A 26,033-nucleotide genomic window follows, 5' to 3' on the forward strand; every position below is an offset into this window, starting at 1 on the left:
GCAAGACTTTGTAGGAGCGGCTTAAGTCGCGACAAACGAAGCGGCGGCGTCGCCGCAACCGAACCGCGTCGGGACTGAAGTCCCTCCCACAGCGCACCCAGCACGCCGGCCGCGAGACTTTGTAGGAGCGGCTTCAGCCGCGACAAACGAAGCGGCGGAGTCGCCGCAACCGAACCGCGTTGGGACTGAAGTCCCTCCCACAATGCACCCAGCACGCTGGCCGCGAGACTTTGTAGGAGCGGCTTCAGCCGCGACAAACGAAGCGGCGGAGTCGCCGCAACCGAACCGCGTCGGGACTGAAGTCCCTCCCACAATGCACCCAGCACGCTGGCCGCGAGACTTTGTAGGAGCGGCTTCAGCCGCGACGGACGAAGCGGCGGCGTCGCCGCAACCGGACCGTGCCGGGACTGAAGTCCCTCACACAGTGCACCTAGCCAACTCGGTGCGAGTTCCCTGTGGGAGCGACTTCAGTCGCGACGAGCGAGGCGGTGGACTCTCCGGCTTCGGATGCTGTCGGGACTGAAGTCCCCTGCAGCCTCACAGTGCGCCGGCCAGCCGATGGCAAGCGCCTGTAGCAGAGAACGCCCCTTAGACCGGCGCCGCTACGCGTCCAGCTCGCTCCAGCGCGCATAGGCCGCGTCCAGCTCGGCCTGCGCCTGGGTCAGCGCCTGCGTATGCGCGGTCACCGCCGCCGCATCGCGCTGGTAGAACGCCGATTCCGTCATCGCCGCGGTCAATGCCGTGACCTGCTGCTCCAGGCTCTCGATCCGCGCCGGCAACTGCTCCAGCTCGCGCGCATCCTTGTAGCTGAGCTTGCGCTTGGCCGCTGGCGCCGCGGCAGCGGCCGGCGCTGCCACTGCAGGCGCGGTCGCCGCCGCGGTGGCCGAGGCCTTGGCCACCGCCATCGCACTGGCCGGCGGCGCGGCGCGCTGGCGCACCCAGTCGCTGTAGCCGCCGACGTACTCGCCGATGCGGCCGTCGCCTTCCATCACCATGGTCGAAGTCACCACGTTGTCGATGAAGTCGCGGTCGTGGCTGACCAGCAGCAAGGTGCCGGTGTAGTCGCCGAGCAGCTCTTCCAGTAGCTCCAGCGTCTCCACGTCCAGGTCGTTGGTCGGTTCGTCCATCACCAGCAGGTTGGACGGCTGCGCGAACAGCCGCGCCAGCAGCAGGCGGTTGCGCTCGCCGCCGGACAGGCGGGTGATCGGCGCGCGCGCGCGCTCCGGGGTGAACAGGAAATCCTGCAGATAGCCGTGCACATGCTTGCGCTTGCCGTTGACCTCGATGAAGTCGCGGCCCTCGGCGACGTTCTCGATCGCGCTCCAGTCCTCGCGCAAGGTGGCGCGGTACTGGTCGAAATACGCCACCTGCAGGTTGGTACCGGTGCGGACCTCGCCGCTGCCCGGGGTCAGCTCGCCCAGCAGCAGCTTCAGCAGCGTGGTCTTGCCGCTGCCGTTGGGGCCGATCAGGCCGATGCGGTCGCCGCGCAGGATGGTGCTGGAGAAATCGCGCACCATGGTCCGCGCGCCGAAGGCGAAACTCAGCTCCTTGGCCTCGATCACCTTCTTGCCCGAAGACTCGCCCTGCGCCGCCTCCATGCGCACGTTGCCGCCGAGTTCGCGGCGCTGGGTGCGCTCGTTGCGCATCGATTCCAGGCGCCGCACGCGGCCTTCGTCGCGGGTGCGGCGCGCCTTGATGCCCTGGCGGATCCACACTTCTTCCTGCGCCAGCATCTTGTCGAAGCGCGCATTCTCCTGCGCCTGCGCATTGAGCCGCTCCTCGCGGCGGCGCTCGTAGTTGGCCCAGTCGCCGGGCCAGCTGGTGACCTGGCCGCGGTCGATCTCGACGATGCGCGTCGCCAGGGCACGCAGGAAGCGCCGGTCGTGGGTGACGAACACCACGCTGCCGTTCCAGCCTTTCAGGAACAGTTCCAGCCAGTCGATCGCCTCGATATCCAGGTGGTTGGTCGGCTCGTCGAGCAGCAGCAGGTCCGGCGCCGACACCAGCGCACGCGCCAGCAGCACGCGCCGCTTCATGCCGCCGGACAGCCGCGCGAACTCGGCGTCGCCGTCCAGGTCGAGCCGGGTCAGGGTCTCGTTGACCCGCTGGTCCAGCGCCCAGCCGTTGGCGCCGTCGATCTTGGACTGCACCGCGCCCAGCGCGTCGCCGTCGAACTCGGCGGCGTGGCTGAGCCGGTGGAACTCGGCCAGCCAGTGGCCGAGCTCGCCCAGGCCGTCGGCGACCACGTCGAACACGCTGCCGGCGGCGCCATGCGGCACCTCCTGCTCCAGCCGCGCGATGCGCACGCCCTGCTGGACGCGGATCTCGCCATCGTCGGGCTTGAGCTCGCCGGCGATCAGTTTCATCAAGGTCGATTTGCCGGCGCCGTTGCGGCCGATCAGGGCGATACGCTCGCCCGGCTCGATCGACAGTTCGGTCTTTTCCAGCAACAAGGGGCCGCCGACGCTGTAGTCGACGTTCTGTAGGGTGATAAGAGGCATGGGGGAATTGTACGGGACTCGGGACTCGGGACTCGGGACCAAGAGCGCAGACAGCCGCGGTTGGCGCCGCGCATTGCTCCGGATTTGCCGAGTCCCCGGTCCCGAGTCCCCAGTCCCGGCTAAAATGCGCCATGAACGATTTCGACACCCTGTCCCTCTCCCCGGCGCTGGCGCCGGGCATCGACGCGCTCGGCTACACCACGATGACCCCGGTGCAGGCGCAGAGCCTGCCGCCGATCCTGGCCGGCCAGGACGTCATCGTGCAGGCGCCCACCGGCAGCGGCAAGACCGCGGCGTTCGGCCTGGGCCTGCTGCACAAGCTGGACCCTGCGCTGACCCGCGCGCAGGCGCTGGTGCTGTGCCCGACCCGCGAACTGGCCGACCAGGTCGGCAAGCAGCTGCGCAAGCTGGCCACCGGCATTCCCAACATGAAGCTGGTGGTGCTGACCGGTGGCATGCCGCTCGGCCCGCAGCTGGCCTCGCTGGAGGCGCACGACCCGCAGGTGGTGGTCGGCACGCCCGGGCGCATCCAGGAGCTTGCGCGCAAGCGCGCGCTGCACCTGGGCGGGGTGCGCACGCTGGTGCTGGACGAAGGCGACCGCATGCTCGACATGGGCTTCGAGGAGCCGATCCGCGAGATCGCCAGCCGCTGCGACAAGCACCGCCAGAGCCTGCTGTTCTCGGCCACCTTCCCCGACGCGATCCGCACCCTGGCGCGCGAACTGCTGAAGGAGCCGGCGGAAATCACCATCGAAGGCGCCGACAGCGCGCCGGAGATCGAGCAGCAGTTTTTCGAAGTCGACCCCACCTACCGGCAGAAGGCGGTGGCCGGGCTGCTGCTGCGCTTCACCCCCGAGTCCAGCGTGGTGTTCTGCAACACCCGCAAGGAGGTCGACGAGGTGGCCGGCTCGCTGCAGCAGTTCGGCTTCTCGGCGCTGGCGCTGCACGGGGACATGGAACAGCGCGACCGCGACGAGGTGCTGGTGCGCTTCGTCAACCGCAGCTGCAACGTGCTGGTCGCCAGCGACGTGGCCGCGCGCGGGCTGGACGTGGAGGACCTGGCGGCGGTGCTCAACTACGAACTGCCGACCGATACCGAAACCTACCGCCACCGCATCGGCCGCACCGCGCGTGCCGGCAAGCGCGGCCTGGCACTGAGCCTGGTGGCGCCGCGCGAGCTGGCGCGCGCGCAGGCGCTGGAGGCCGAACAGGGCCAGCCGCTGCGCTGGTCGCGCGCACCGCTGGCCACCGCGCGCCCGGCGCAGCTGCCGCAGGCGGCGATGGTCACGTTGCGCATCGACGGCGGCAAGACCGACAAGCTGCGCGCCGGCGACATCCTCGGCGCGCTGACCGGCGATGCCGGCCTGTCGGGCGCGGCGATCGGCAAGATCGCGATCTACGCGACCCGTTCCTATGTCGCCATCGCCCGCGAGCATGCCGGCCGCGCGCTGGGACAACTGCAGGCGGGCAAGATCAAGGGCCGCCGGTTCCGGGTCAGCAAGCTGTGAGCTTGCCGGCGCAGATATTGGCGTCGCTGGACGAGGACGAAGACGGCACCGCCTGGAGCGATGCGGTGCCGGTGCGCTGGATGCGCGCGGACTGCAGTTTCGTCCTCGAAGACTATGCCGCCGATCCGGCGCAGGCCGACTTCGGTGCCGCCATCGAAGCGTTCCTGCACATCGACGATGCGGTGTTCGCCGCCGCCGCGACGCACGTGTTCGCGTATTACCAACGCATGCACGCCTTGCACGAAAAGCACGGCTTGCCCTCGCCACGCATCGACGACGCGGCGCAGGTGTGGCAGCACGTCCAGTTCGGCAGCGAGGCCTATGCCAGCCGCTACCGCGACGGGCGTATCCGCATCAGCCTGGAATGCAACTGCGACTGGGAACAGGAACACGGACTCCAGTTGGTGTTCACGCACGACGGACGGATCTGCAAGGTCGGCCCGTTCGATGGGCACCTGAGCCACGCCGACGCCTACGCCGACCCCAGCCTGGAAACGGTGGTCTATCCGCACTGATGCGGCGTCGCGCGGGGGTCGCGATCGCGGCGGTCCCTGCGAGCACGCTGCCGCCGATGGCCGCTCGCTCGTCGACGATCGGCTCCAAAGCGCACCCGACGTCGGTGCCGGCCTCGACCCGCTCAGCGCAGCCGCACGATCCGCGACCACTGCCGCGGCGGATGCGCCCCGCCCCTGCCGCGCCGGCTGCGGCGCAGGTGGATGATCGGCAGCGCCAGCGCCGCGCCCAGCAGCAGCGCCAGCGCCAACCAGGCGCGCAGCTGCGCCGGCGGTTCGAACAGCACCGCGTACAGCAGCAGGGTCAGCGCCAGCAGGACCGGTGTGGTCTTGCCGCTGGCGTAGACGCAGCGGCCCAGACGCGAAGCGGCGATCGCCGCCGTGCCGCCCGGCCAGATCGCCACGAGCAATGCCGAGACCAGCTTGGCCAGCGCGAACGCGGCCGCCAAGGCCAGCAACAGCGTTTGTCCGTTCATCGTGCCACCACCCGTCGCATGCCGATCGCATGCGGAAAACGGTAAGCCACGCAGTTCGCGGGCGAATGCGCGCGGTTGACACATTCAGCCGCGGATCGACATCGCCCGCCAACGAGCGCTCGCCCGGCTCGATTGCCGCTGCCGCGGTAGTCCGTCGCCCTCGCCGTGCGCGCAGGACCGCGCGCCGCACACGACGACGTCCATCCGCACCGACCGCCCCGCCCTAATACGTCAGCGTCGCCAACAGCGGCACCGCGTCGCTCCAGCGCTCGCGCCCCTGCAGCGCCTGCAGCTCGACCAGCACCACCGCACCGACGATCTCCAGCTGCAGTTGCCGCGCCAGCGACAGCGCCGCGCGCAAGGTACCGCCGGTGGCGAGCACGTCGTCGACGATCAGCACCCGCGCGCCGGCCGGCAGCGCGTCGGCGTGCATCTCGATGCGGTCGCTGCCGTATTCCAGCGTGTAGTCCTGGGTCACCGTCCTGCCCGGCAACTTGCCCGGCTTGCGGATCGGCACGAAACCGGTGCGCAGTTCGTGCGCCAGCGCTGCGCCCAGGATGAAGCCGCGCGACTCGATGCCCAGCACCGCGTCCAGCGGTGTGGTGCGCCAGGGACGCGCCATCTCGTCCAGCGCCGAGGCGAAATCCGGGCCGTCGGCCAGCAGCGGGGTGATGTCCTTGAACACGATGCCCGGCTTCGGGAAATCGGCGATATCGCGGATGCGTCCGGACCAGTGGGCCGGTGCGTCGCTGGGCGCGCCGCAGCAGGAGGAATCGTTCATCGGGACATCGCAGCGTGGGGAAGCGCTCATTTTAGGCGCAATGCGGCGCCGTGCAGCGCCGCCGCATTGCCCGTCTACGCCCTACCCGGCCTGCGTCTCCGCCGCCCGGCCGTGCAGCAGGCGCCGCACCAGCACGAAGAACAGCGGCACCAGCAGCACCGCCAGCAGCGTGCCCGAGAGCATGCCGCCAATCACGCTGACGCCGATCTCGCGGCGGCTGGCCGCGCCGGCGCCGGTGGACAGCGCCAGCGGCAACACGCCGGCGACGAACGCCAGCGAGGTCATCACGATCGGCCGCAGGCGCAGCCGCGCGCCTTCCAGCGCCGCCTCCAGCAACGGCCGCCCGGCGCGCTGCTCGGCCTCGGCGAACTCGACGATCAGGATCGCGTTTTTCGCCGACAGGCCGATCGTGGTCAGCAGGCCGACCTGGAAATAGATGTCGTTGACGAAGCCGGCCAGGGTGGTCGCGGTGACCGTGCCGAGCACGCCCAGCGGGATCACCAGCAGCACCGCCACCGGAATCGACCAGCTCTCGTACAGCGCCGCCAGGCACAGGAAAATGAAGACGATCGAGGCGGTGTACAGCCACAGCGTCTGGTTGCTCGACAGCTGCTCCTGGTAGGACAGGCCGCTCCACTGCAGGTCGAAGCCCTTCTGCTTGGCGACCAGCGCCTGCATCCGCTGCATCGCCTCGCCGGAACTGCTGTCGGCCGCGGCCCCGCCCTGGATCTGCGACGCCGGCAGGCCGTTGAACCGCTGCTGCAGCTGCGGCCCGCGGGTCCAATGGGTGCTGGCGAAGCTGGCGAACGGCGCCATCTGCCCGTCCTTGCCGCGCACGTACCACTGGCCGATGTCTTCCGGCAGCGAACGGTACGGCGCATCGCCCTGCACGTAGACGCGCTTGACCCGGCCGCGGTCGATGAAGTCGTTGACGTAGCTGCCGCCCCACGCGGTGGACAGCGTGGTGTTGATGTCGCTCTGCGCCAGCCCCAGCGCGCTGGCCTGGGCCTGGTCGATGTCCACCTGCAGCTGCGCCTTGTCGCCCAGCCCGTTGAGCCGCACCGCGGTCAGCTGCGGATCGTCGCCGGCCTCCTGCAGCACCTGCTGCTGCGCCTTCAGCAGCGCCGGGCGGCCGGCGCCGTCGCTGTCGCGGATCCACAGCTCGAAGCCGCTGGACTGGCCCAGGCCGCGCACCGCCGGCGGCGACAGCACGCTGATCTTGGCGTCGGCGGTGCCGCGGAAATACGCATTGGCGCGGTCGATGATCGCCTGCGCGGTGTTGTCGCGGTTGCGTTCGCCCCACGGCCGCAGCGCGACGAAGGCCTGGCCGGCGTTCTGCCCGGTGCCGGCGTTGTTGCGGCCGATCACCATGAACACCGCGGTGATGTTGTTCTTCTCGTGGGCCATGAAGTAATCGTTGATGCGCCGGCCCAGCGCCTCGGTCTTGGCCAGCGGCGTGCCCTCGGGCGTGGTGAACTGGATCTGCACCTGGCCCTGATCCTCCACCGGCAGGAAGCCGGTCGGCATGCGCGCGTACAGCGCCGCCATCGCCAGCACGATCACCGCGTACAGCGCCATCCAGCGCCGCGGCTGCCGCAGCATCGTGCCGAGCCGGCGCTGGTAGGCGTGCTGGCTGCGCTCCACGCCGCGGTTGAACCAGCGGAAGAAGCGTCCGAGTTGGCGCTCCTTTTCCACCGGCTTGAGCAGGGTCGCGCACAACGCCGGGGTCAGGGTCAGCGCGACCAGCGCCGACAGCGCCATCGCCGAGGCGATGGTGATCGAGAACTGGCGGTAGATGATGCCGGTGGAGCCGCCGAAGAACGCCATCGGCAGGAACACCGCGCCCAGCACCACGGTGATGCCGATCAGCGCGCCGGTGATCTCGCCCATCGATTGCTCGGTCGCCTCGCGCGGCGGCAGATGCTGCTCGTGCATGATCCGCTCGACGTTCTCCACCACCACGATCGCATCGTCCACCAGCAGGCCGATCGCCAGCACCATCGCGAACAGGGTCAGCGTGTTGATGGTGAAGCCGGCCGCGGCGAGGATGCCGAAGGTGCCCAGCAGCACCACCGGCACGGTGATCGCCGGGATCAGCGTGGCGCGGCCGTTCTGCAGGAACAGGAACATCACCACCACCACCAGCACGATCGCCTCGATCAGGGTGTGCACCACGCCTTCGATCGAGATCCGCACGAACGGCGTGCTGTCGCGCGGGTAGGCCACTTCCATGCCCGGCGGGAAGGTCGGCTTGAGCCGCTCGATGGTGGCGCGCACCGCGTCGGAGGTGGCCACCGCGTTGGCGCCGGAGGACAGCGTCACCGAGAAGCCGGACGCCGGATGGCCGTTGAGCGTGGCGCTGTTCTGGTAGTTCTCCGCGCCGATCTCCACCCGCGCCACGTCGCCCAGGCGCACGCTGGAGCCGTCGGCCTGGGTGGCCAGGATGATGGCGCGAAACTGCTCCGCGGTCTGCAGCCGCGACTGCGCGGTTACCGTGGCGTTGAGCTCCTGGTCGGCGCCGGTGGGCAGCGCGCCGAGTTCGCCAGCGGTGACCTGGGTGTTCTGCGCCTCGATCGCGCTGCGCACGTCGCCGGGCATCAGGTTGTAGGCGTTGAGCTTGTGCGGGTCCATCCACACGCGCATTGCGTACTGCGCGCCGAACACGTTGATCTCGCCGACGCCGTTGATGCGGCTGATCGGGTCCTGCAGGGTGCTGATCAGGTAGTCGGAGATGTCGACGTTGTCCAGCCGGTCGGTGCTGTCGTACAGCGCCACCGCCATCAGGCTGTCGCCCTGCGACTTGGAGACGGTCACGCCCTGCTGCTGCACTTCCTGCGGCAGGCGGTTGAGCGCCTGGTTGACCGCGTTCTGCACCTGCACCTGGGCGATGTCGGGATTTGCGGCCTGGTCGAAGGTGATGCTGATCCGCGCCTGCCCGGACGAGGAACTGGTCGAGGAGAAGTACAGCAGGTGGTCGATGCCCTTGATCTGCTGCTCGATCACCTGGGTGACGCTGTCCTCCACCGTCTGCGCCGAGGCGCCGTTGTAGGTGGCGGTGACGTTGACCCCGGGCGGGGCGATGTCCGGATACTGCTCCACCGGCAGGGTGAACACGGCGATGGCGCCGGCGGCCATGATGCAGATCGCCAGCACCCAGGCGAAGATCGGGCGGGCGATGAAGAAGCGCGCGAGCATGCCGGATCAGCCCTGGCCGGCAGCGGCGGCCGGCTTGACCGTGACCTTGGCGCCGTCGCTCAGGCCCTGCCGGCCCTCCACCACCACCCGCTCGCCGGGCTTGAGCCCGTCGCCGACCAGCCAGCGGTCGCCGACCGCGCGCAGCGTGGTGAACTGGCGCTGGCGCACGATGTTGTCGGTGCCCACCACCCAGGCCTGCGCGTCGCCGCGCGGCGTACGGTCCACCGCCGCCTGCGGCACCAGCAGCGCCTGCTGGCGGATGCCCTGGCCGACGATCGCGCGCACGTACATGCCCGGCAGCAGCTGCGCGTCGGGGTTGGGGAAGCGCGCGCGCAGGGTCACGCTGCCGGTGGTTTCCTCCACGTCGATGTCGGCGAACTGCAGCGTGCCCGGCAGCGGATAGTCGCTGCCGTCGGACAGCTTCAGCCGCACTTCGGCGGTCGCCGGCTGCACCCCGCCGTCGGCGATCGCGCGACGCAGCGCCAGGAACTGGCTGCCGGACTGGGTGATGTCCACGTTCATCGGGTCCAGTTGCTGGATCTTGGCGATCGCATCGGCCTGGCTGGCGGTGACCAGCGCGCCCGGGGTCACCCGCGCGCGGCCGATACGGCCGCTGATCGGCGCCTCCACGGTGGCGAAGCGCAACTGGGTGCGCGCGGTGTCCAGCGCGGCGCGGTTGGCGTCGCGGCTGGCCAGCGCTTCCTTGTAGGTGGCCTGGGCGTCGTCCACGTCCTGCTGTGCAGCCAGCCGGGTCTTGCCCAGTTCGCGGTAGCGCTCGGCGCGCAGCTTGGCGGTGGCCAGCGTGGCCTCGGCGGTAGCCAGGTTGGCCTGCGCCTCGTTGGCCGCGGCCTGGTACAGGACCGGCTCGATCTGGAACAGCGGCTGCCCGGCGCGCACCATCGCGCCCTCCTCGAACAGCCGCTTGCGCAGGATGCCGCCGACCTGCGGGCGCACTTCGGATTCTTCGGAGGCGGCGGTGCGCCCGGCCAGTTCGGCGCTGAGCGGCACGCTTTGCGGCTGCAAGGTCACCACCCCCACGGTCCTGGCCTGCGCCGGCGGCGCGGTGCGCTCGCCCTTGCAGCCGGCGAGCGTGACGAGGGCGACGGACAGCAGCAACGACAGCGTGCGGCGGGAACGCTGGACGAAAGGCGCAGGCATGCGCTTGATCCTGGAAGCTGGGGGGAGGATCATTTAATTTACTTAAAGACAAATAAATAAGCATGAAGGATCGCACAATCGTCCGCGCCACGCCGCCTCGCGCCCCCGCGGCGACGGCGGAAGCGCGGGCGATTGCGCCGCCCGGGCGCCAGCGCGGGCGCCCGGCGCTGGCGCGGCCGCGGTTGCTGCATGCCGCGCGCGAGCTGCTGCTGGAGCACGGCCTGGAGGTCTCGCTGGAGCAGATCGCGCTGCATGCCGGGCTCACCCGGCAGAGCCTGTACAACCATTTTTCCAGCAAGGCCGACCTGCTGATGCAGGTGTTCGAGGCGTTGAACGAGGAACTGCAGGCGCAGCTGGAGAACATCGGCGATGCGGCCTCGCAGGACCTGCCGCGCGCGCTGCAGCAGATCGCGCTGACCGTGCAGGCGCACCTGTACGCGCCGTCCTCGCTGCGCCTGCACCGGCTGCTGGTGCAGGCCAGCGCGCAGATGCCGGAGCTGCTGCAATCGATGCACCAGCGCCGCACCGGGCGCCTGCGCCAGCGCCTGAGCGATCTGCTGCAGATGCTGGATGCGCGCGGCGACGTGCGCGTGGCCTCGCCCACGCTGGCCGCCAGCGCCTTCATCGGCGCGGCGATCGGCTACGCCTATCCCGGCGCGATGCTCAACGGGCAGGCCCCCGATCGCGACAGCCAGCAGGCGCTGGCGGCGGAAGTGGTGACCAGCTTCCTCGCCGCCTGGCGCTATCGCGCGCCTTCGTCGCGCTGACGCCCGCCCGGGCCTGACGACGCGACTGCGAAATCGCGGCGATACCGAGCCTTCTGCAGGAGCGGCTTCAGCTCCGACACCTTGCCGGCAAAGCGTCGGAGCCGAAGCCCCTGCTGCAGTGCTTCGTGTTTCGTCAGGAACTGCACGACAGCATCGAACAACCGGCGCGGTCGCGCGCCCAGTCCGGGCGCCGCGCCGCGAACGCCTCGCGCCCCGGCTGCTCCTCGTAGGGCCGGCGCATCACCTCCAACAATTCGGCGATGCCCTCGGCATCGCCCTGCTCGGCACGGTCGATCGCCTGCTGCGCCAGGTAGTTGCGCAACACGTAGCGCGGGTTGGCCGCGCACATCTTCGCCGCGCGCGCGGGCGCCGGCAGCGGATCGTCGCGCAGCCGCTGCGCATAGCGCGCCAGCCAGGCCTCGAATGCAGGCGCCTGCGCGGCCAGCTTGGCCGGGTCGTAGAACGCCACGGCCAGGTCCGCCAGCGTCGGCAGTTGCTCCGCGCTCAGCCCGCGGAACCACAGAGTCATGTCCACCTCGCCCTGCTGCAGCAGTTGCAGCAGGTCCTGCATCAGCGCCAGGTCGGTCTCGCCGCAGGCAGACAGGCCGAGCTTGGCGGCGGTGTTGTCGCGTTCGGCCTGCGCGTATGTGTCGCGAAAACGCGCCAGCCCGGCCTGCAGCGGCGCGACGTCGGCGAACAGCGGCGCCAGCGCCTGCGCCAGCCGCGTCAGGTTCCAGTACGCGATCTGCGGCTGGGTGCCGAAACGGTAGCGGCGGCCCTGGGCGTCGGTGGTGTTCGGCGTCCAGTCCGGATCGTAGTCGTCGACCCAGCCGTACGGGCCGTAATCGATGGTCAGTCCCAGGATCGACATGTTGTCGGTATTCATCACCCCATGCACGAAGCCGACCCGCATCCAGTGCGCGACCATCGTCGCGGTGCGCGTGCAGACCTCGCCGAACCAGTCGGCATGGCGCGTGGCGCCGCGTGCGCGCAGCTCGGGGAAATCGCGATCGATCACGAAATCGGCCAATTGCCGCAGCAAGGCTGTCTCGCCGCGCGCGGCCGGCAGTTCGAAACTGCCGAAGCGCACAAACGACGGCGCCACCCGGCACACCACCGCGCCCGGCTCGGCGCGCGGATGGCCGTCGTAGAACATGTCGCGCACCACGCGCTCGCCGCTGGCGACCAGGCTGAGCGCGCGCGTGGTCGGCACGCCGAGGTGGTGCATCGCCTCGCTGCACAGGAATTCGCGGATCGACGAGCGCAGCACCGCGCGGCCATCGGCGCCGCGCGAATACGGCGTGCGCCCGGCGCCCTTGAGTTGCAGCTCCCAGCGCTGCCCGTCCGCCCCCAGCGCCTCGCCCAGCGCGATCGCGCGGCCATCGCCGAGCTGACCGGCCCAATGCCCGAACTGGTGGCCGCCGTAGTTCGTCGCATACGGCCGCATGCCCGGGTAAAGCGCGTTGCCGGCGAAGACCTCGGCGAACTGCGGCGCCAGCACCTCCTGCTCCGACAAGCCGAGCATGGCCGCCACTTCGCGCGAATGGGCCAGCAACTGCGGCGCAGCCACCGGGGTCGGCGCGACCTCCGACCACAGCGCGCCCACCACCTCGCGCAAGCGCGGTCCGCGCTCGGGATCGCCAGGCAGCTCGGCGGTAAAACGGTTATCGAAGCGCAATGCAGGCATACGCGCCAGCTTACAGCCCTCTCCATCGGGAGAGGTGTTTGGGTCAGGGTGCGGCGCGAAGCGCCTCGCTGCGTTTGGATTCACGAGGCTGCGCCCGTACCCTCATCCGCCCCTGCTGGGCACCTTCCCCCGAAAAGGGGGCCATGGTCCCGACGGGAGAAGGGAACAGCCGCTAGCCCCTCTCCCATCGGGAGAGGGGTTGGGGTGAGGGTACGGCGCGAAGCGTCTCGCGGAGTTGGGCGCATGAGGCTGCGCCCGTACCCTCATCCGCCCCTGCGGGGCACCTTCCCCCAAAAAGGGGGCCATGGTCCCGACGGGAGAAGGGAACAGCCGCTAGCCCCTCTCCCATCGGGAGAGGGGTTGGGGTGAGGTTACGGCGCGAAGCGTCTCGCGGTGTTTGGGTGCACAAGCCCCCTACCCTCGCCTCATCCGCCCTGCCGGGCACCTTCCCGAAAAGGGAGCCACGCTCCCGGCGAGAGAAGGAAATGGCGGACTCGGCCGGGCCAGCGCATCCGCAGCGACATCTTGCGCGTACTTGCCGGCAGTGCCGCCGACGCCATGCACTCGCTGCCGACACACGCATGCGGCATGCTCCCGCTCCTTTCCTGCAGGTACCGTCCATGTCCGAACGTTCGCCGTTGCCGCCACGCTGGCCGCGCCACCTGCTGGTCGCCCTGTCCTCGCTGCTGGTCTCCGCCTGCAGCAGCGTGTTCTTCGGCGGCCTCAACGCCGGCTCCGCGCGCAACGGGCTGAGCGAGCAGCGCGGGATCGTGTTCGATGCGGCGCATGGCCTGAAGCTGGACGTCTATCGCCCGGTCGCGGCGCAGAACGCGCCGGTGGTGGTGTTCTTCCACGGCGGAACCTGGAAGACCGGCAACCGCCAGCAGTACCGCTGGGCCGGCGAGGCGCTGGCACGGCATGGCGTGGTCGCGATCGTGCCGGACTACCGCAAATACCCGAAGGTGACCCTGGACGGCTTCATGCACGACGCCGCCACCGCGGTCGCCTGGAGCCAACGGCATGCCGCCGAGCACGGCGGCGACCCGCGCCGGCTGGTGCTGATGGGCCACTCCGCCGGCGCGCACATGGCCGCGCTGCTGGCCACCGACGGCCGCTGGCTGCAGGCGCAGGGCCTGTCGCCGCGGCAACTTTGCGGCCTGGTCGGCCTGGCCGGCCCCTACGACTTCCTGCCGCTGACCGACACCGACCTGATCGGCATGTTCGGCCGCGACCCGGCGCAGCAGCGGCGCTCGCAGCCGGTGGCCTTCGTCGATGGCGACGAACCGCCGGCGCTGCTGCTGCACGGCGCCGACGACCGCGTGGTCGAACCGCGCGACAGCCGCTCGCTGCAGGCGGCCCTGCACCGCGCCGGCGTGCCCGCCGAGCTGAAGATCTATCCGGGCGTCGGCCATCTGCGCCTGGCGCTGGCGCTGCGCAAGGACGATCCGGCGCTGCCGGTCATGGCCGAAAGCATCGCCTTCGTGCGCCAGTGCCAGCCGCGCACGCCGCAACCGTGAAGCAACGTAGCGCAGCGTATCGAACGCCCTCGCCACGGGCCGCAATCCGCGTGGGGACGAAGGACGCGCCCTAGCCGGCCTTGCCGCTGCCGAGCAGTTCGAACGGCCCGCCCTGCTGCAGCGCGCGCTGGTAGGCCGGACGCTGCTCGATGCGCTGCACGAAGCCGGCCAGGTTCGGATAGGCCTGCAGGCCGGCGCGCGCGGCCGCGGCCTGGACCGGGAAGCTCATCTGCACGTCGGCGGCGGTGAAGCGGTCGCCGGCGAACCAGCCGGTGGCCGCCAGTTCGCGCTCCATCCAGTCCAGATGCAGCTTCAGTTGCGGGCCGACGAAGCTGTGCATCGCCTTGTCGACGATGGCGCGGGCGATCGGCCGCGCGAAGAACGGCATCTTCGCCGAACGGATGCGCCCGAACACCAGGCTCATCAGCAACGGCGGCATCGCCGAACCCTCGGCGTAATGCATCCAGTAGCGGTAGCGCAGGCGCTCGGGCGCCTCCAGCGGCTGCGGCGACGGCGACAGCGCGCGCTCGGTGTCGTAGCGCTCCACCAGGTAATCGAGGATCGCGCCGGATTCGGCCAGCACGTGGCCGTCGTCGACCAGCACCGGCGACTTGCCCAGCGGATGGATCGCGCGCAGCTCCGGCGGTGCCAGCATGGTCTGCTTGTCGCGCTGATATTTGACCACCTGGTAGGGCAGCGCCAGTTCCTCCAGCAGCCACAGCACGCGCTGGGAACGGGACTGGTTGAGGTGGTGGACGGTGATCATGGCAACGGTTCCGAAGGCGCGGGGGCGGCCATGGTAGCCGGGCCCGCATGGGGATCGCGACTACAGGCACCGTGCAAGGTCTCTGCACCCCGACGCGGCTGCAGAGGCACGTGTGGGCCAACGCGGGCGGGGCTCCAAGCGGGGCCGCAGCTACGCACACGCACAAATAAAAACGCCGAGAGCTTGCGCTCCCGGCGTTTTGGCAACCTTGCGGTAGCTGGCGTCTAAATTAGACGGCCTGCACCTGGTCGGCCTGCATGCCCTTCTGGCCCTGGACGGCGACGAACGTCACCTTCTGGCCTTCCTGCAGCGACTTGAAGCCGGTGCCCTGGATCGCGCGGAAATGCACGAACAGGTCCGGGCCGCTTTCCGGGGTGATGAAGCCGAAGCCCTTGGCATCGTTGAACCACTTCACGGTACCACCCTGACGCTCGCTCATTTACTAACTCCTGAAACATTGGATTGAAGAAATCGCAGCCACCGGGTATCGGGGCCGAGACTGAGTTGCAGGCGTTGGTAAAGCGGAACGATGAAGCGGATCGCGAGATCAACTGCACCAGGCCACGATTCACGGTGACCCTAGCAAACACAGTGGGACCTACCATACGCGGGTCGTCCGCAAAAAGCGACAAGTTTGTGTAGACAAACCGAGATCGCCCACAAAGATGCTGAACCCAGGCCTAAAGTCCGCAGTAGTGCGGTCGATATCCCTGCCGTTCTACGCAAATTGCGCAGCCGCCCTCCCCTTGCCCGGCGTTCCATTGGATGACCTGCCGGCGCACGCAATCGTCGTCCACTATGACACTGAAAGCCCCTCTCCCGTCGGGAGAGGGGTTGGGGTGAGGGTCCGGCGCGAAGCGACTCGCGGAGTCTGGGTGCACGAGGCTGCGCCCGGACCCTCATCCGCCCCTGCGGGGCACCTTCCCCCGAAAAGGGGGCCATGGTCCCGGTGGGAGAAGGAACAGCCGCCAGGCACATAACCTCTCTCCCGCCGGCAGAGGGGTTGGGATGAGGGTGCGGCGCGACGCGTCTCGCGGAGTTCGGTCGCGTCATCACGCCGACGGCCAAACCAAGGTCTGCGCACTGGCGAAACTGCGCGCCTGCCCGCTGAGCGGATCGTCGAACGCCAGCCCGCATGCCAACAGCTGCAACACATCGGGGGTGCCGCCCTCCTCCTCCGCGCGCAACTGCGGATACAGCGCATCGCCCAGGATCGGCGCGCCCAGCGCGGCCATGTGCACGCGCAACTGGTGCTTGCGGCCGGTCACCGGCGCCAGCGCGTAGCGCCACAGCGGTCCGTCGGGCGCGTCCAGCACGGCGATCCGGGTCAGGCTGTTGGCCTCGCCCTCGACCTCGGCCATGCGGAAGAACGGCTCGCCGCGCACGAGCCGGCTCGCGCGCAGCAGCGGAAACGCCTGTCCCGGCAAGGCCGGGGCCAGCGCCTGGTAGGCCTTGGCGATGCGCCGCTCGCGGAACAGCGCCTGGTAGGCGGCGCGGCTGCCCGGATCGGCCGAGAACAGCACCAGCCCCGCGGTGGCGCGGTCCAGCCGGTGCAGCGGCACCAGCGCCGGATTGCCCAGCCGCGCCACCAGCCGCGCCAGCAAGGTCTCGCGCACGTAGCGCCCGGACGGAGTCACCGGCAGCCCGTGCGGCTTGTCGGCCACCACCAGATGCGCGTCGGCATGGACGATCCGCTCCACCCCGGCGATCGGCGCCTCGTCGGCGACCTCGCGGAAATAGCGCACTTCCAGCCCGACCCGGTACGGCAGGGACGCCGGCAACGGCCGGCCATGCCGGTCCTGCACCCGCCCGCGCGCGAAGCGGTCCAGCCAGTGCCCGCGCGGCACCTGCGGAAACCGCGCGCACAGTCCGTCCAGCAGGGTCGGCCACGCGCCGGGCGGCAATTGCAGGCGACTGGGTACGGTCATCCCGGCTCCCTGCCGTGGTCCAGGCTGTCGGCCGGCAGGGTGGCAGCCGCCAGCAACTGCCAGCCGTCGTCGAGGTGCCCTGCCGGCGCGGTGTGCGCCAACCCGGCCTCGATCAGCGCCCGCATCACACCGGGACGGTGCAGGCTGACCCAGCGTCCCGCCGCCGTGCGCACGGTGCCGGCCTCCAGCCCGGCGTCGCCGGCCAGGCACCCCTGCGCAGGATCGGAGCGGAAGCACCGCCGCAGGTGCCGGCCCGCGCCGTGGGCGGCCAATACCAGGGCCGCGGCCGTAGCGTCGCGCAGCGGGCGCACGCCGCAGATGAAGGGAGCGCCTTCGATCTGCAGGCGTCGGGAACGGGGGCGTGACATGGACCGAGCAACCAGGACGGCGGGCTGGAAGCGTGCCACCAATCGCGTCGATCCAGAAGCACCGTCTCGGACAGCCTCGAGCAAACCACTATCATGGTCCTCTTTGCTTCCGGTGCCCCCATGGCCCTCACCGCCACCCTCCGCAAGGCCGACCTGCAGATTTCCGACATGGACCGCGGCTACTACGCGGCGCATGCGCTGACCCTGGCCCAGCACCCGTCCGAAACCGACCAGCGGCTGATGGCGCGGCTGCTGACCTTCGCCCTGTTCGCCGAGGAGCGCCTGCTGTTCGGCAAGGGCCTGAGCAGCGACGACGAGCCGGACCTGTGGCGGATGGACTACACCGGCGCGATCGAGCAGTGGATCGAGGTCGGCCAGCCCGACGAATCGCGCATCCGCAAGGCCTGCGGCCGCGCCCGCGAAGTGGTGGTGGCCAACTACGGCGGCCGCGTCGCCGACATCTGGTGGGAGAAGAACGCCTCCGGCCTGCTCAAGCTCAAGCCGCTGCAGGTGATCGACCTGCCCGGCGACGCGGTCGCCTCGGCCGCCGAGCTGATCCAGCGCAGCATGCGTTTCGACGTGGTGATCCAGGACGGCGAAGTGCAGTTGCTCGGCGACGACGGCAGCGTCACCTTCACCCCGACGGTGCGCAAAGCCGCGGCATGAGCGCGCGCGCCGAGCCGATCCGGGTCGACGTCGCGGTCATCGGCGCCGGCGCCGCCGGGCTGATGTGCGCGCTGACCGCCGGCCGCCGCGGGCGCCGCGTGCGGGTGATCGAGCATGCCAACAAGGTCGGCAAGAAGATCCTGATGTCCGGCGGCGGGCGCTGCAACTTCACCAACACCGGCACCGGCCCGGGCAATTTCCTGTCCGCCAACCCGCACTTCTGCAAATCGGCGCTGGCGCGCTACCGCCCGGCCGATTTCATCGAGATGGTCGAACGCCACGGCATCGCCTATCACGAGAAGGAACTGGGCCAGCTGTTCTGCGACATTTCCTCCAAGCAGATCGTGCGCATGCTGGTGGACGAATGCGACGCGGCTGGCGTCACCATCCTCACCCAGTGCGGCGTGCGCGGCGTGGAACGCGACAGCGAGGGGTTCCGCATCGACAGCGACAACGGCCCGGTGCACGCCGCCTCGCTGGTCGTGGCCAGCGGCGGGCTGTCCATTCCCAGCCTGGGCGCCACCGGCTTCGGCTACGAACTGGCCCGCCAGTTCGGCCACGGCGTGCTGCCGACCCGCGCCGGACTGGTGCCGCTGACCCTCAGCGGCAAGCACCAGGAACGCCTGCAGGACCTGTCGGGGCTGGCGCTGCCGGTGGAAGCCAGCTGCAATGGCGCCAGCTTCCGCAACTTCATGCTGATCACCCATCGCGGCATCAGCGGCCCGGCGATCCTGCAGATCTCCTCGTACTGGCAGCCGGGCGACGACCTGCGCCTGGACCTGCTGCCCGGGCAGGACGCGGCCGCGTGGCTGCGCGAGCAGAAGCGCCTGCGCGGCGCCGCCGAGCTGCGCACGGTGCTGGGCGAGGCCCTGCCGCGCCGCTTCGCGCAGCGCCTGTGCGAAGTCTGGCTGCCGGACAAGCCGGTCCGCCAGCTCGACGAACCGCAGCTGCGCGCCGCCGCCGCCCTGCTCGGCGCCTGGCCGCTGGTGGCCAGCGGCACCGAGGGCTACCGCACCGCCGAGGTCACCCTGGGCGGGGTGGACACCGATCAGGTGTCGTCGGCGACCATGGAATCGCGCCAGGTGCCCGGCCTGTACTTCGTCGGCGAGGTCCTGGACGTGACCGGCTGGCTGGGCGGCTACAACTTCCAGTGGGCCTGGGCCTCGGGCCACGCGGCCGGCATGGTGGCCTGAAGGCCGGGATTGGGGATTTGGGATTCGGGATTCGTAACAGCGGTTCCCGGTGCCTGAACGTTCGTGGGTTGCCCAAAGCTGGGCGTAAACATCGAAGCGCGCCGTTGCGAATCCCCAATCCCGAATCCCCAATCCCGGCCACACATGGACGCCGCTGCGGGCATCGTGTATTAAACCCCGTCTCCGGGAGGCTTCATGCAAACAGGCAAAGACACCACCCTGCGCCTGATGATCGTCGACGACAGCGGTGAAGACGCCGAAGCGATCGTCAGCAGCCTGCGCAACAGCGGCATCGCGGTGCGACCGTCGCGGCCGCAGCACGCCGAGGAACTGGGCGCCATGCTCGCCGCGCAGCCGATCGACCTGGTGCTGAGCGCGCGCTCGCAGGCCATCCCGCTGCCGCAGGTGCTGCAGCGCGTGGGCGCCAGCGGCAAGGACATCCCGGTGATCCTGCTCGCCGACAGCATCGACGAGAACGAATGGGTCGAGGCGGTGGCCGGCGGCGCGCGCGCGATCGCCCTGCGCCAGCGTCCCGAGCACCTGCTGTCGGTGCTGCGCAACACCTGGGCCGACCTGCACGCGCGCCGCGGCCTGCGCCGGATCGAGGCGCAAATGCGCGAGACCGAGCGCCGCTGCGATGCGCTGATCGCCTCCTCGCGCGACCCGATCGCCTACATCCACGAAGGCATGCACATCCGCGCCAACGACGCCTACCTGGAGATGTTCGGCTTCGCCTCGTTCGACGACGTGGAAGGCGTCTCGCTGCTGGACATGGTCGCGCCGCAGCACGTGGAGGAATTCAAGCAACTGCTGAAGTCGCTGGGCAAGGGCGAACCGCCGCCGGCGCAGTACCAGGTCGACGCGCGCACCATGGAGGGCGAGAGCTTCCCCGCGACGATGGAGTTCGCCACCGCCAGCTACGAGGGCGAGGCCTGCGTGCAGGTGGTGTTCCGCCGTCGCGAGGAATTCGATCCGGAACTGGCGCGCGAGGTCGAGGACCTGCGCCAGCGCGACCAGGTCACCGGCCTGCTCAACCGTCCCACCTTCATGCTGGCGCTGGAGAACGCGGTGGCCCAGGTCGGCCGCGGCGACGGCCACTACGGCTTCCTGCTGGTCGAACCCGATCACTACACGCGGCTGCTGGCCGACATCGGCCTGGACTCGGCCGACGCACTTGTCGCGGCGCTGGCCCAGCACCTGGCCGCGGCGATCGACGGCGACGTGCAGGCGGCGCGCTTCGGCGAACACAACTTCGCGCTGCTGCTGCAGGGCGACTACGGCCGCACCTCGGCGCAGGCCGAGCGCCTGCTCAACGCCTACGCCGCGCACGTGTTCAGCGTCGGCGAGCGCTCGGCCACGGTCACCGTCAGCATCGGCGGCGTGCAGATCGGCGAGAAGATCGCCACCGTCGGCCAGGTCCTGGCCCGCGCCAGCGAGAACGTGCAGGCCACCATCGAGCTGGGCGGCAACGCCTGCAAGATCTTCGACCCCGGCGCGGCCGACCGGGTCGAGGAAGAGCGCATCCAGCGCTGGGTGCAGCAACTGCGCGACGCGCTGGCCGGCGACGGCTTCCTGCTGCACTACCAGCCGGTACTGAACCTGCAGGGCGAGCCGCACGAACTGTACGAGGCCTACCTGCGCCTGGAGCGCAACGACGAGATCATCGGCCCGACCACGTTCCTCGGCATCGCCACCGAACATGGGCTGATGGCCGAGATCGACCGCTGGGTGGTGGCGCGCGCGATCGCGGTGATCGGCGAGCGCCAGCGCGCCGGCCATGCCACCAGCCTGCTGGTCAAGATCAGCCCGGACGCCTTCGCCGACCTGCAGATGGTGGAGTTGATCCGCCGCGAACTGGCCGCGCACGGCGTGCCCGGCGAGCGCCTGTGGCTGCAGACGCCGGAAGCCAAGGTGTTCACCCACCTGCGCAATGCGCAGCAGTTCCTGGCGGCGGCCACAGGACTGGGCTGCAAGGTCGGGCTGGAGCAGTTCGGCTCGGGCCTGGACTCGTTCCAGCTGCTGGCGCATTTCCAGCCTTCGTTCCTGAAACTGGATCGCGGCTTCACCCAGGACCTGGCGCAGACCCGCGAGCACCAGGAAAAGATCCGCGAGATCACCGAGCGCGCGCAGTCGGCCGGGATCCGCAGCATCGCCGAGTTCGTCACCGACGCCACGTCGATGAGCCTGCTGTTCAGCGCCGGCGTCGACTACGTGCAGGGCGAATTCGTCGGCCTGGCGGGACCGGGGATGACCTTCGATTTTGCTTGAAGGCCGGGATTGGGGATTGGGGATTGGGGATTCGGGATTGGGGATTCGCAACGGCAGCGGCCAGGCCATTCCACACGATCCTGCAAATCCACACGATCCTGCAAAAAGCAACGCCAGGCAGGGTGACCTGCCTGGCGTTGCCTGAGCCGACTGTTAGGCTCGAAGTCCGCCGAAGCGCCATCCGAGAGCGTGACAGCCCGCTTCCTGCCTCAGCTCACCGTCGCATTGCTGTGCGAGGCGCGCAGCGTGGCGATGCGCTCGGACAGCGGCGGGTGGCTCATGAACAGCTTGCGCAGGCCCTGGCCCAGGCCACCGGCGATGCCGAACGCCTGCACCTGCGACGGCAGCGTGCTCTGCCCATGGTTGAGTTCCAGCCGCTGCAGCGCCGCGATCATCTTGTGGCGCCCGGCCAGGCTGGCGCCGCCGGCGTCGGCGCGGAACTCGCGGTAGCGCGAGAACCACATCGCGATCATCGTCGCGAACAGGCCGAACACCATCTCCAGCACCATCACGATGGCGTAGTAGGCCAGACCGCGGCGGCCGCCGTCGCGATTGCCTGACAGATAACCGTCGACGATCCCGCCGACCACCCGCGCCAGCACGATCACGAAGGTGTTCAGCACGCCCTGCAGCAGCGCCATCGTCACCATGTCGCCATTGGCGACATGGCTGATCTCATGCGCGAGCACGGCTTCCGCTTCGTCTTCGGTCATGTTCCGCAGCAGGCCGGTGGACACCGCGACCAGCGCATTGTTGCGGTTGGCGCCGGTGGCGAAGGCGTTGATCTCCGGACCGTCGTAGACCGCGACCTCGGGCATGCCGATGCCGGCGGCCTGCGCCTGCCGCCGCACCGTCTCCAGCAGCCAGCGCTCGGTGTGATTGCGCGGCTCGGTGATCACCTGCGCGCCGGTGGCGCGCTTGGCCATGAACTTGGACAGCAGCAGCGACACCAGCGAGCCGCCGAAGCCGAACAGCGCGGCCATCACCAGCAGGCCGCCCATCTGGTTGGGATTGATCCCGAACACGGACATGACAATGCCGGCCAGCACCAGCACCGCCAGATTGGTGATGAGGAACAAGGCGATTCGATTGAACATGTAGGCGTGGACTCCGCACCAGGAAAAATGAAGGACTGGCTCGAATCTGCGGCGCGTACAGCTTGAATTCAAGCGCATACCTGACCGACGATTCAGCTTGCCCATGTCCTCGCCTCCCTACCGCGGCCGTTTCGCGCCCTCGCCCACCGGCCCGCTGCACCTGGGCTCGCTGCTCGCCGCCTTCGGCAGCTGGCTGCTGGCGCGCCATGCCGGCGGCGAGTGGCTGCTGCGCATCGAGGACGTGGACCGGCCGCGCAGCGTGCCCGGCGCGGCCGAACGCCAACTTGCCAGCCTGCGCGCCTGCGGGCTGGAAGCCGATGGGCCGATCCTGCGCCAGAGCGAGCGCGCTGCGCTCTACCAGGCCGCCGCGCAGCGCCTGCTGCAGCGCGGCCAGGCGTTCGCCTGCAGCTGCAGCCGCAGCGAACTGGCCGCGCAAGGCGGCGTGCACCACCGTTGCGTGGCCGCGCAGGCGCGGCCGCAGCCGGCGCTGCGCCTGCGCGTGGCCGCGGGCAGCACGGTCGGGTTTCGCGACGGCGTGCGCGGCGATGTCGAACAGGACGTCCATGCCGAGGTCGGCGATTTCGTGCTGCTGCGCGCCGACGGCTGCTGGGCCTACCAGTTGGCGGTGGTGGTCGACGATGCCGCGCAAGGCATCAGCGACGTGGTCCGCGGCGCCGATCTGCTCGACTCGACGCCGCGGCAGATCCTGCTGCAGCGCGCACTGGGCCTGCCGACGCCGAATTACCTGCACCTGCCGCTGCTGCTCGGTGACGACGGCCGCAAGCTGTCCAAGTCGCATGCGGCGCTGCCGCTGGACGACGCCGATCCGCTGCCCGCGCTACGCCTGGCCTGGAGCCTGCTGGGGCAGGCCCCGGCAGCGCTGGCCGGGGCCGGCTCGGTGGCCGCATTGCTGGCCGCGGCGCTGCGCGCGTTCGAGCCGGCGCGGCTGCCGGCCCAGGATCGGAGGCTGGCGGACGCGGCCGGTATCCCCAGCGACGCCAAGGCTGACTAGAATCGGGGTTTCGGCTGCGGCGCGGCCCTCTCCTCTTCCCCCATCCGGAGCGAATCCATGACATCACGCGTTGCGCTGGTCACCGGCGGTACCGGCGGCATCGGCACCGCCATCTGCGAGCGGCTGGCCGCACAGGGCCACCGCGTGGCCAGCAACTACCGCGACGCGGCCAAGGCGCAGGCCTGGCAGCAGCGCATGCGCGAACGCGGCCACGACGTCGCCATCGTCGCCGGCGACGTCGCCTCGCCCGACCACGCCCAGGCGCTGGTGCAGGAAGTGGAGCGGCAGCTCGGTCCGATCGAGGTGCTGATCAACAACGCCGGCATCACCCGCGACACCACCTTCCACAAGATGACCGCCGAGCAGTGGCACGAGGTCATCAACACCAACCTCAACTCGGTGTTCAACGTCACCCGCCCGGTGATCGAAGGCATGCGCAAGCAGCGCTGGGGCCGGGTCATCCAGATCAGTTCGATCAACGGCCTGAAGGGCCAGTACGGCCAGGCCAACTACGCCGCGGCCAAGGCCGGCATGCACGGCTTCACCATTTCCCTGGCGCGCGAGAACGCCGGCTACGGCATCACCGTCAACACGGTGTCGCCGGGCTACGTGGCCACCGACATGGTGATGTCGGTGCCGGAAGAGGTGCGCGCCAAGATCATCGCCGACATCCCCACCGGGCGCCTGGGCAGGCCGGAAGAGATCGCCTACGCGGTCGCGTTCCTGGTCGCCGAAGAGGCGGCCTGGATCACCGGCTCGAACCTGGACATCAACGGCGGCCACCACATGGGCTGGTAGCGGCAGGCGACTGAACCGCTCAGGCGCGCAGGCGGCACCGCCGAGGTAACGCTACCGAAAATGCTGCAGCTCGCGTTGCGCGCTTCGTACCCGTGCTGCGCGCGTGCTGCGCAGCATTTTTTTTGCCGTCGGGCCCGAGTTCAGGGGCTTTTGGCGGTTGCAAGCCCTGCTGCGCTGCGCCATGCTGCGCGCCTACCGTCAAGAGCGAACGCTTCATGGCTGAGATCCGCATCATCAAGAAGTATCCCAATCGCCGCCTCTACGACACCGAGATTTCCAGTTACATCACGATCGAAGACGTCCGCCAGCTGATCATCGACGGCGAAGAATTCGAGGTCCGCGACGCCAAGACCGGCGAAGACCTCAGTCGCGCGGTATTGCTGCAGATCATCGCCGACCAGGAACAGGACGGCGAACCGATGCTGTCCACCCAGTTGCTCAGCCAGATCATCCGGTTCTACGGCGATTCGCTGCAGGGCTTCATGGGCAACTACCTGGAGCGCAGCATGCAGGTGTTCCTGGACCAGCAGCAGCAGTTCCGCCAGCAGATGGGCAACCTGCTCGGGCAGACCCCGTGGACCATGATGAACCAGCTGACCGAGCGCAACATGGAGCTGTGGCAGGAGTTCCAGCGCAACCTGGGCACCGGCTTCGGTCGCCCTGCCGCGGGCGGCACCAAGCCGAGCGAGCCGCCGGCCGCCGGTGCCGCACCGAAGTCGCGGGCGCGCTGAGCGCGCTGCGGCGCCTTCAGGCGCCTGCCCCCTTGTAGGAGCGGCTTCAGCCGCGACCGGCAAAGCCCCGGTCGCGGCTGAAGCCGCTCCTACACATGTCACTCACACGACCGCGCTGCCGGCTCAGCGCGAACGCGGCGCTGGCGACGTCCGGCAACCGGCACAGATCCGCTCGACCTTGTAGCCGCGCGCGCGCAACGCCTCGACCACGCCATCGGGGCCGAGCAGATGCAAGGCGCCGACCACCACCAGGGTGTCGCCCTGGCCGTCGCGCAGGCGCTGCTCCAGCCGCGGCACCCAGGCCTGGTTGCGATCGACGTTGATGCGCTGGTACAGCCGCGGGTAGTCGCGCTTCATCTCCATGCCCATGTCCTGCCACAGCAGGCGCTCGTCGCCGCGACGCCAGGCATCGTGCAGGCGCTGGGTCTGCGCCGCGCCCTGCTCGGCGTCGTCCAGCGCTTCGATCAGCATCTGCTTCTGCTCCACAGGCTCCATGCCATCGAGCATCGCGATCTGCGCCTGCGCGGTTTCCAGGCCCTCGACCGCCTTGCCGGCCTGCACCGCCATGTCCATGAAATGCCGGTCCAGGCCGGCATCGGCCTGCAGCCCCTGCGCCTTCATTTCGGCGATGCTGATGCTCAGGCCGACGAACCAGGGCTCGAATCCGCCCATCTGCTCCAGCGGCAGGCCGTGGCCGGCGGCATAGCGGCGCAGGCGTTGCCAGGTGGCCGCATCCAGATCGTCCTGCAGGCGCTTGCCGTCCTGCCGCTGCGCTGCCTGCAGCATCTGCGCACCCAGCTGCGGCGACTCCACGTCCTGCGGCGACAGCTCGAACAGCAGCCGCGGCGACGCGGCGTAGGCCGCATCCACCTCGTGCGCCAGCGGATAGTCGTCCGGCTTGAGCAGGTGGAACGAACCGAGCAGGTACAGCGCACCGCGCGGCCCGCTGACTTTCCACAGCAGCGGCGTCGGCGGCGCAGGCGTCGCGCTGGGTGTTGCCGTCGGAGGCGGCGTGCGCGCCGGCACCGGCGCGGCGGCGAACAGGGTCAGACACAACAGCAGGTTGCGCAGCAGGCGCGGGATCGGCATCGTCGGGGCTCTCGG

Annotated in this window: 22 protein-coding genes; 10 read left to right on the plus strand and 12 right to left on the minus strand. The window is 69.8% G+C overall.

Annotated features, from left to right (window positions below; genetic code table 11):
- Positions 1 to 602: 602 nt before the first annotated feature.
- Positions 603 to 2,501 carry an ATP-binding cassette domain-containing protein gene (locus tag HDC36_RS06060; RefSeq protein ID WP_179565280.1) on the minus strand — a complete coding sequence of 633 codons (1,899 nt, stop codon included), beginning with the start codon at positions 2,499 to 2,501 and terminating at the stop codon, positions 603 to 605.
- Positions 2,502 to 2,632: 131 nt separating this feature from the next.
- Here HDC36_RS06060 and dbpA point away from each other — a divergent pair, with 131 nt between their 5' ends.
- Together dbpA and HDC36_RS06070 are read left to right on the plus strand one after the other, a co-directional pair.
- The gene (dbpA, locus tag HDC36_RS06065; RefSeq protein ID WP_179565282.1) at positions 2,633 to 4,009 is read left to right on the plus strand and encodes an ATP-dependent RNA helicase DbpA; all 1,377 of its coding nucleotides are present in this window, start codon (positions 2,633 to 2,635) and stop codon (positions 4,007 to 4,009) included.
- Positions 4,006 to 4,524, plus strand: coding sequence for a hypothetical protein (locus HDC36_RS06070; protein WP_179565284.1), 519 nt, complete (start codon positions 4,006 to 4,008; stop codon positions 4,522 to 4,524). The genes dbpA and HDC36_RS06070 overlap by 4 nt, the downstream gene beginning before the upstream one ends.
- Positions 4,525 to 4,646: 122 nt before the next feature.
- Here the strand turns inward: HDC36_RS06070 and HDC36_RS06075 are convergent, their stop codons facing one another.
- From HDC36_RS06075 to HDC36_RS06090, 4 genes are all read right to left on the minus strand, one after another.
- Positions 4,647 to 4,997 (minus strand): hypothetical protein, encoded by a 351-nt coding sequence (locus tag HDC36_RS06075; protein ID WP_179565286.1) that lies wholly within the window; start codon positions 4,995 to 4,997, stop codon positions 4,647 to 4,649.
- Positions 4,998 to 5,220: 223 nt separating this feature from the next.
- Positions 5,221 to 5,778: an adenine phosphoribosyltransferase gene (locus HDC36_RS06080; RefSeq protein WP_179565288.1), complete on the minus strand. Its 558-nt coding sequence runs from the start codon at positions 5,776 to 5,778 to the stop codon at positions 5,221 to 5,223.
- Positions 5,779 to 5,859: 81 nt separating this feature from the next.
- The gene (locus tag HDC36_RS06085; protein WP_179565290.1) at positions 5,860 to 8,973 is read right to left on the minus strand and encodes an efflux RND transporter permease subunit; all 3,114 of its coding nucleotides are present in this window, start codon (positions 8,971 to 8,973) and stop codon (positions 5,860 to 5,862) included.
- 6 nt (positions 8,974 to 8,979) lie between these two features.
- Positions 8,980 to 10,131, minus strand: a complete 1,152-nt coding sequence (locus tag HDC36_RS06090) for an efflux RND transporter periplasmic adaptor subunit (RefSeq protein WP_179565292.1) — start codon at positions 10,129 to 10,131, stop codon at positions 8,980 to 8,982.
- A 62-nt stretch (positions 10,132 to 10,193) separates the two neighbouring features.
- On the opposite strand from HDC36_RS06090, the gene HDC36_RS06095 reads away from it, so the two are divergent.
- On the plus strand, positions 10,194 to 10,898 hold the full coding sequence (locus HDC36_RS06095) for a TetR/AcrR family transcriptional regulator (RefSeq protein WP_241094041.1): 705 nt from the start codon (positions 10,194 to 10,196) through the stop codon (positions 10,896 to 10,898).
- 133 nt (positions 10,899 to 11,031) lie between these two features.
- On the opposite strand, the gene HDC36_RS06100 is transcribed toward HDC36_RS06095, so the two are convergent.
- Positions 11,032 to 12,585 carry a YdiU family protein gene (locus HDC36_RS06100; RefSeq protein WP_179565294.1) on the minus strand — a complete coding sequence of 518 codons (1,554 nt, stop codon included), beginning with the start codon at positions 12,583 to 12,585 and terminating at the stop codon, positions 11,032 to 11,034.
- 620 nt (positions 12,586 to 13,205) lie between these two features.
- Between HDC36_RS06100 and HDC36_RS06105 the strand changes: the two genes are divergently transcribed.
- Positions 13,206 to 14,102: an alpha/beta hydrolase gene (locus HDC36_RS06105; protein WP_179565296.1), complete on the plus strand. Its 897-nt coding sequence runs from the start codon at positions 13,206 to 13,208 to the stop codon at positions 14,100 to 14,102.
- 70 nt (positions 14,103 to 14,172) lie between these two features.
- Here HDC36_RS06105 and HDC36_RS06110 read toward each other — a convergent pair whose 3' ends face one another.
- The 4 genes from HDC36_RS06110 to HDC36_RS06125 all read right to left on the minus strand — a co-directional run bounded on the left by HDC36_RS06110 (position 14,173) and on the right by HDC36_RS06125 (position 17,164).
- Positions 14,173 to 14,868 (minus strand): glutathione S-transferase, encoded by a 696-nt coding sequence (locus HDC36_RS06110; RefSeq protein WP_179565298.1) that lies wholly within the window; start codon positions 14,866 to 14,868, stop codon positions 14,173 to 14,175.
- 229 nt (positions 14,869 to 15,097) lie between these two features.
- Complete coding sequence (locus HDC36_RS06115) at positions 15,098 to 15,307, minus strand: cold-shock protein (protein WP_033483465.1); 210 nt, start codon at positions 15,305 to 15,307, stop codon at positions 15,098 to 15,100.
- 613 nt (positions 15,308 to 15,920) lie between these two features.
- Positions 15,921 to 16,796, minus strand: coding sequence for a pseudouridine synthase (locus tag HDC36_RS06120; RefSeq protein WP_179565300.1), 876 nt, complete (start codon positions 16,794 to 16,796; stop codon positions 15,921 to 15,923).
- Positions 16,793 to 17,164 carry a hypothetical protein gene (locus tag HDC36_RS06125; protein ID WP_179565302.1) on the minus strand — a complete coding sequence of 124 codons (372 nt, stop codon included), beginning with the start codon at positions 17,162 to 17,164 and terminating at the stop codon, positions 16,793 to 16,795. Before HDC36_RS06125 ends, HDC36_RS06120 begins: the two co-directional genes overlap by 4 nt.
- Before the next feature lie 120 nt (positions 17,165 to 17,284).
- On the opposite strand from HDC36_RS06125, the gene HDC36_RS06130 reads away from it, so the two are divergent.
- From HDC36_RS06130 to HDC36_RS06140, 3 genes are all read left to right on the plus strand, one after another.
- Complete coding sequence (locus HDC36_RS06130) at positions 17,285 to 17,830, plus strand: YaeQ family protein (RefSeq protein ID WP_179565304.1); 546 nt, start codon at positions 17,285 to 17,287, stop codon at positions 17,828 to 17,830.
- Positions 17,827 to 19,023 (plus strand): NAD(P)/FAD-dependent oxidoreductase, encoded by a 1,197-nt coding sequence (locus tag HDC36_RS06135; RefSeq protein WP_179565306.1) that lies wholly within the window; start codon positions 17,827 to 17,829, stop codon positions 19,021 to 19,023. The genes HDC36_RS06130 and HDC36_RS06135 overlap by 4 nt, the downstream gene beginning before the upstream one ends.
- Before the next feature lie 195 nt (positions 19,024 to 19,218).
- Positions 19,219 to 21,291, plus strand: coding sequence for an EAL domain-containing protein (locus HDC36_RS06140; RefSeq protein WP_179565307.1), 2,073 nt, complete (start codon positions 19,219 to 19,221; stop codon positions 21,289 to 21,291).
- A gap of 209 nt (positions 21,292 to 21,500) precedes the next feature.
- On the opposite strand, the gene htpX is transcribed toward HDC36_RS06140, so the two are convergent.
- Positions 21,501 to 22,388 (minus strand): protease HtpX, encoded by an 888-nt coding sequence (gene htpX, locus HDC36_RS06145; protein WP_179565309.1) that lies wholly within the window; start codon positions 22,386 to 22,388, stop codon positions 21,501 to 21,503.
- 103 nt (positions 22,389 to 22,491) lie between these two features.
- Here htpX and gluQRS point away from each other — a divergent pair, with 103 nt between their 5' ends.
- The 3 genes from gluQRS to phaR all read left to right on the plus strand — a co-directional run bounded on the left by gluQRS (position 22,492) and on the right by phaR (position 24,929).
- The gene (gene gluQRS, locus HDC36_RS06150; protein ID WP_179565311.1) at positions 22,492 to 23,400 is read left to right on the plus strand and encodes a tRNA glutamyl-Q(34) synthetase GluQRS; all 909 of its coding nucleotides are present in this window, start codon (positions 22,492 to 22,494) and stop codon (positions 23,398 to 23,400) included.
- A gap of 57 nt (positions 23,401 to 23,457) precedes the next feature.
- Complete coding sequence (locus tag HDC36_RS06155) at positions 23,458 to 24,198, plus strand: beta-ketoacyl-ACP reductase (RefSeq protein WP_179565313.1); 741 nt, start codon at positions 23,458 to 23,460, stop codon at positions 24,196 to 24,198.
- A gap of 215 nt (positions 24,199 to 24,413) precedes the next feature.
- The gene (phaR, locus tag HDC36_RS06160) at positions 24,414 to 24,929 is read left to right on the plus strand and encodes a polyhydroxyalkanoate synthesis repressor PhaR (protein WP_009597630.1); all 516 of its coding nucleotides are present in this window, start codon (positions 24,414 to 24,416) and stop codon (positions 24,927 to 24,929) included.
- A 123-nt stretch (positions 24,930 to 25,052) separates the two neighbouring features.
- On the opposite strand, the gene HDC36_RS06165 is transcribed toward phaR, so the two are convergent.
- Positions 25,053 to 26,018 carry a TraB/GumN family protein gene (locus tag HDC36_RS06165; protein WP_179565315.1) on the minus strand — a complete coding sequence of 322 codons (966 nt, stop codon included), beginning with the start codon at positions 26,016 to 26,018 and terminating at the stop codon, positions 25,053 to 25,055.
- Positions 26,019 to 26,033 lie beyond the last annotated feature (15 nt).

Origin of the sequence: Xanthomonas sp. JAI131, from assembly GCF_013410075.1 — a bacterium.
In the GTDB taxonomy this organism is placed as follows: Bacteria; Pseudomonadota; Gammaproteobacteria; order Xanthomonadales; family Xanthomonadaceae; genus Xanthomonas_A; species Xanthomonas_A bonasiae.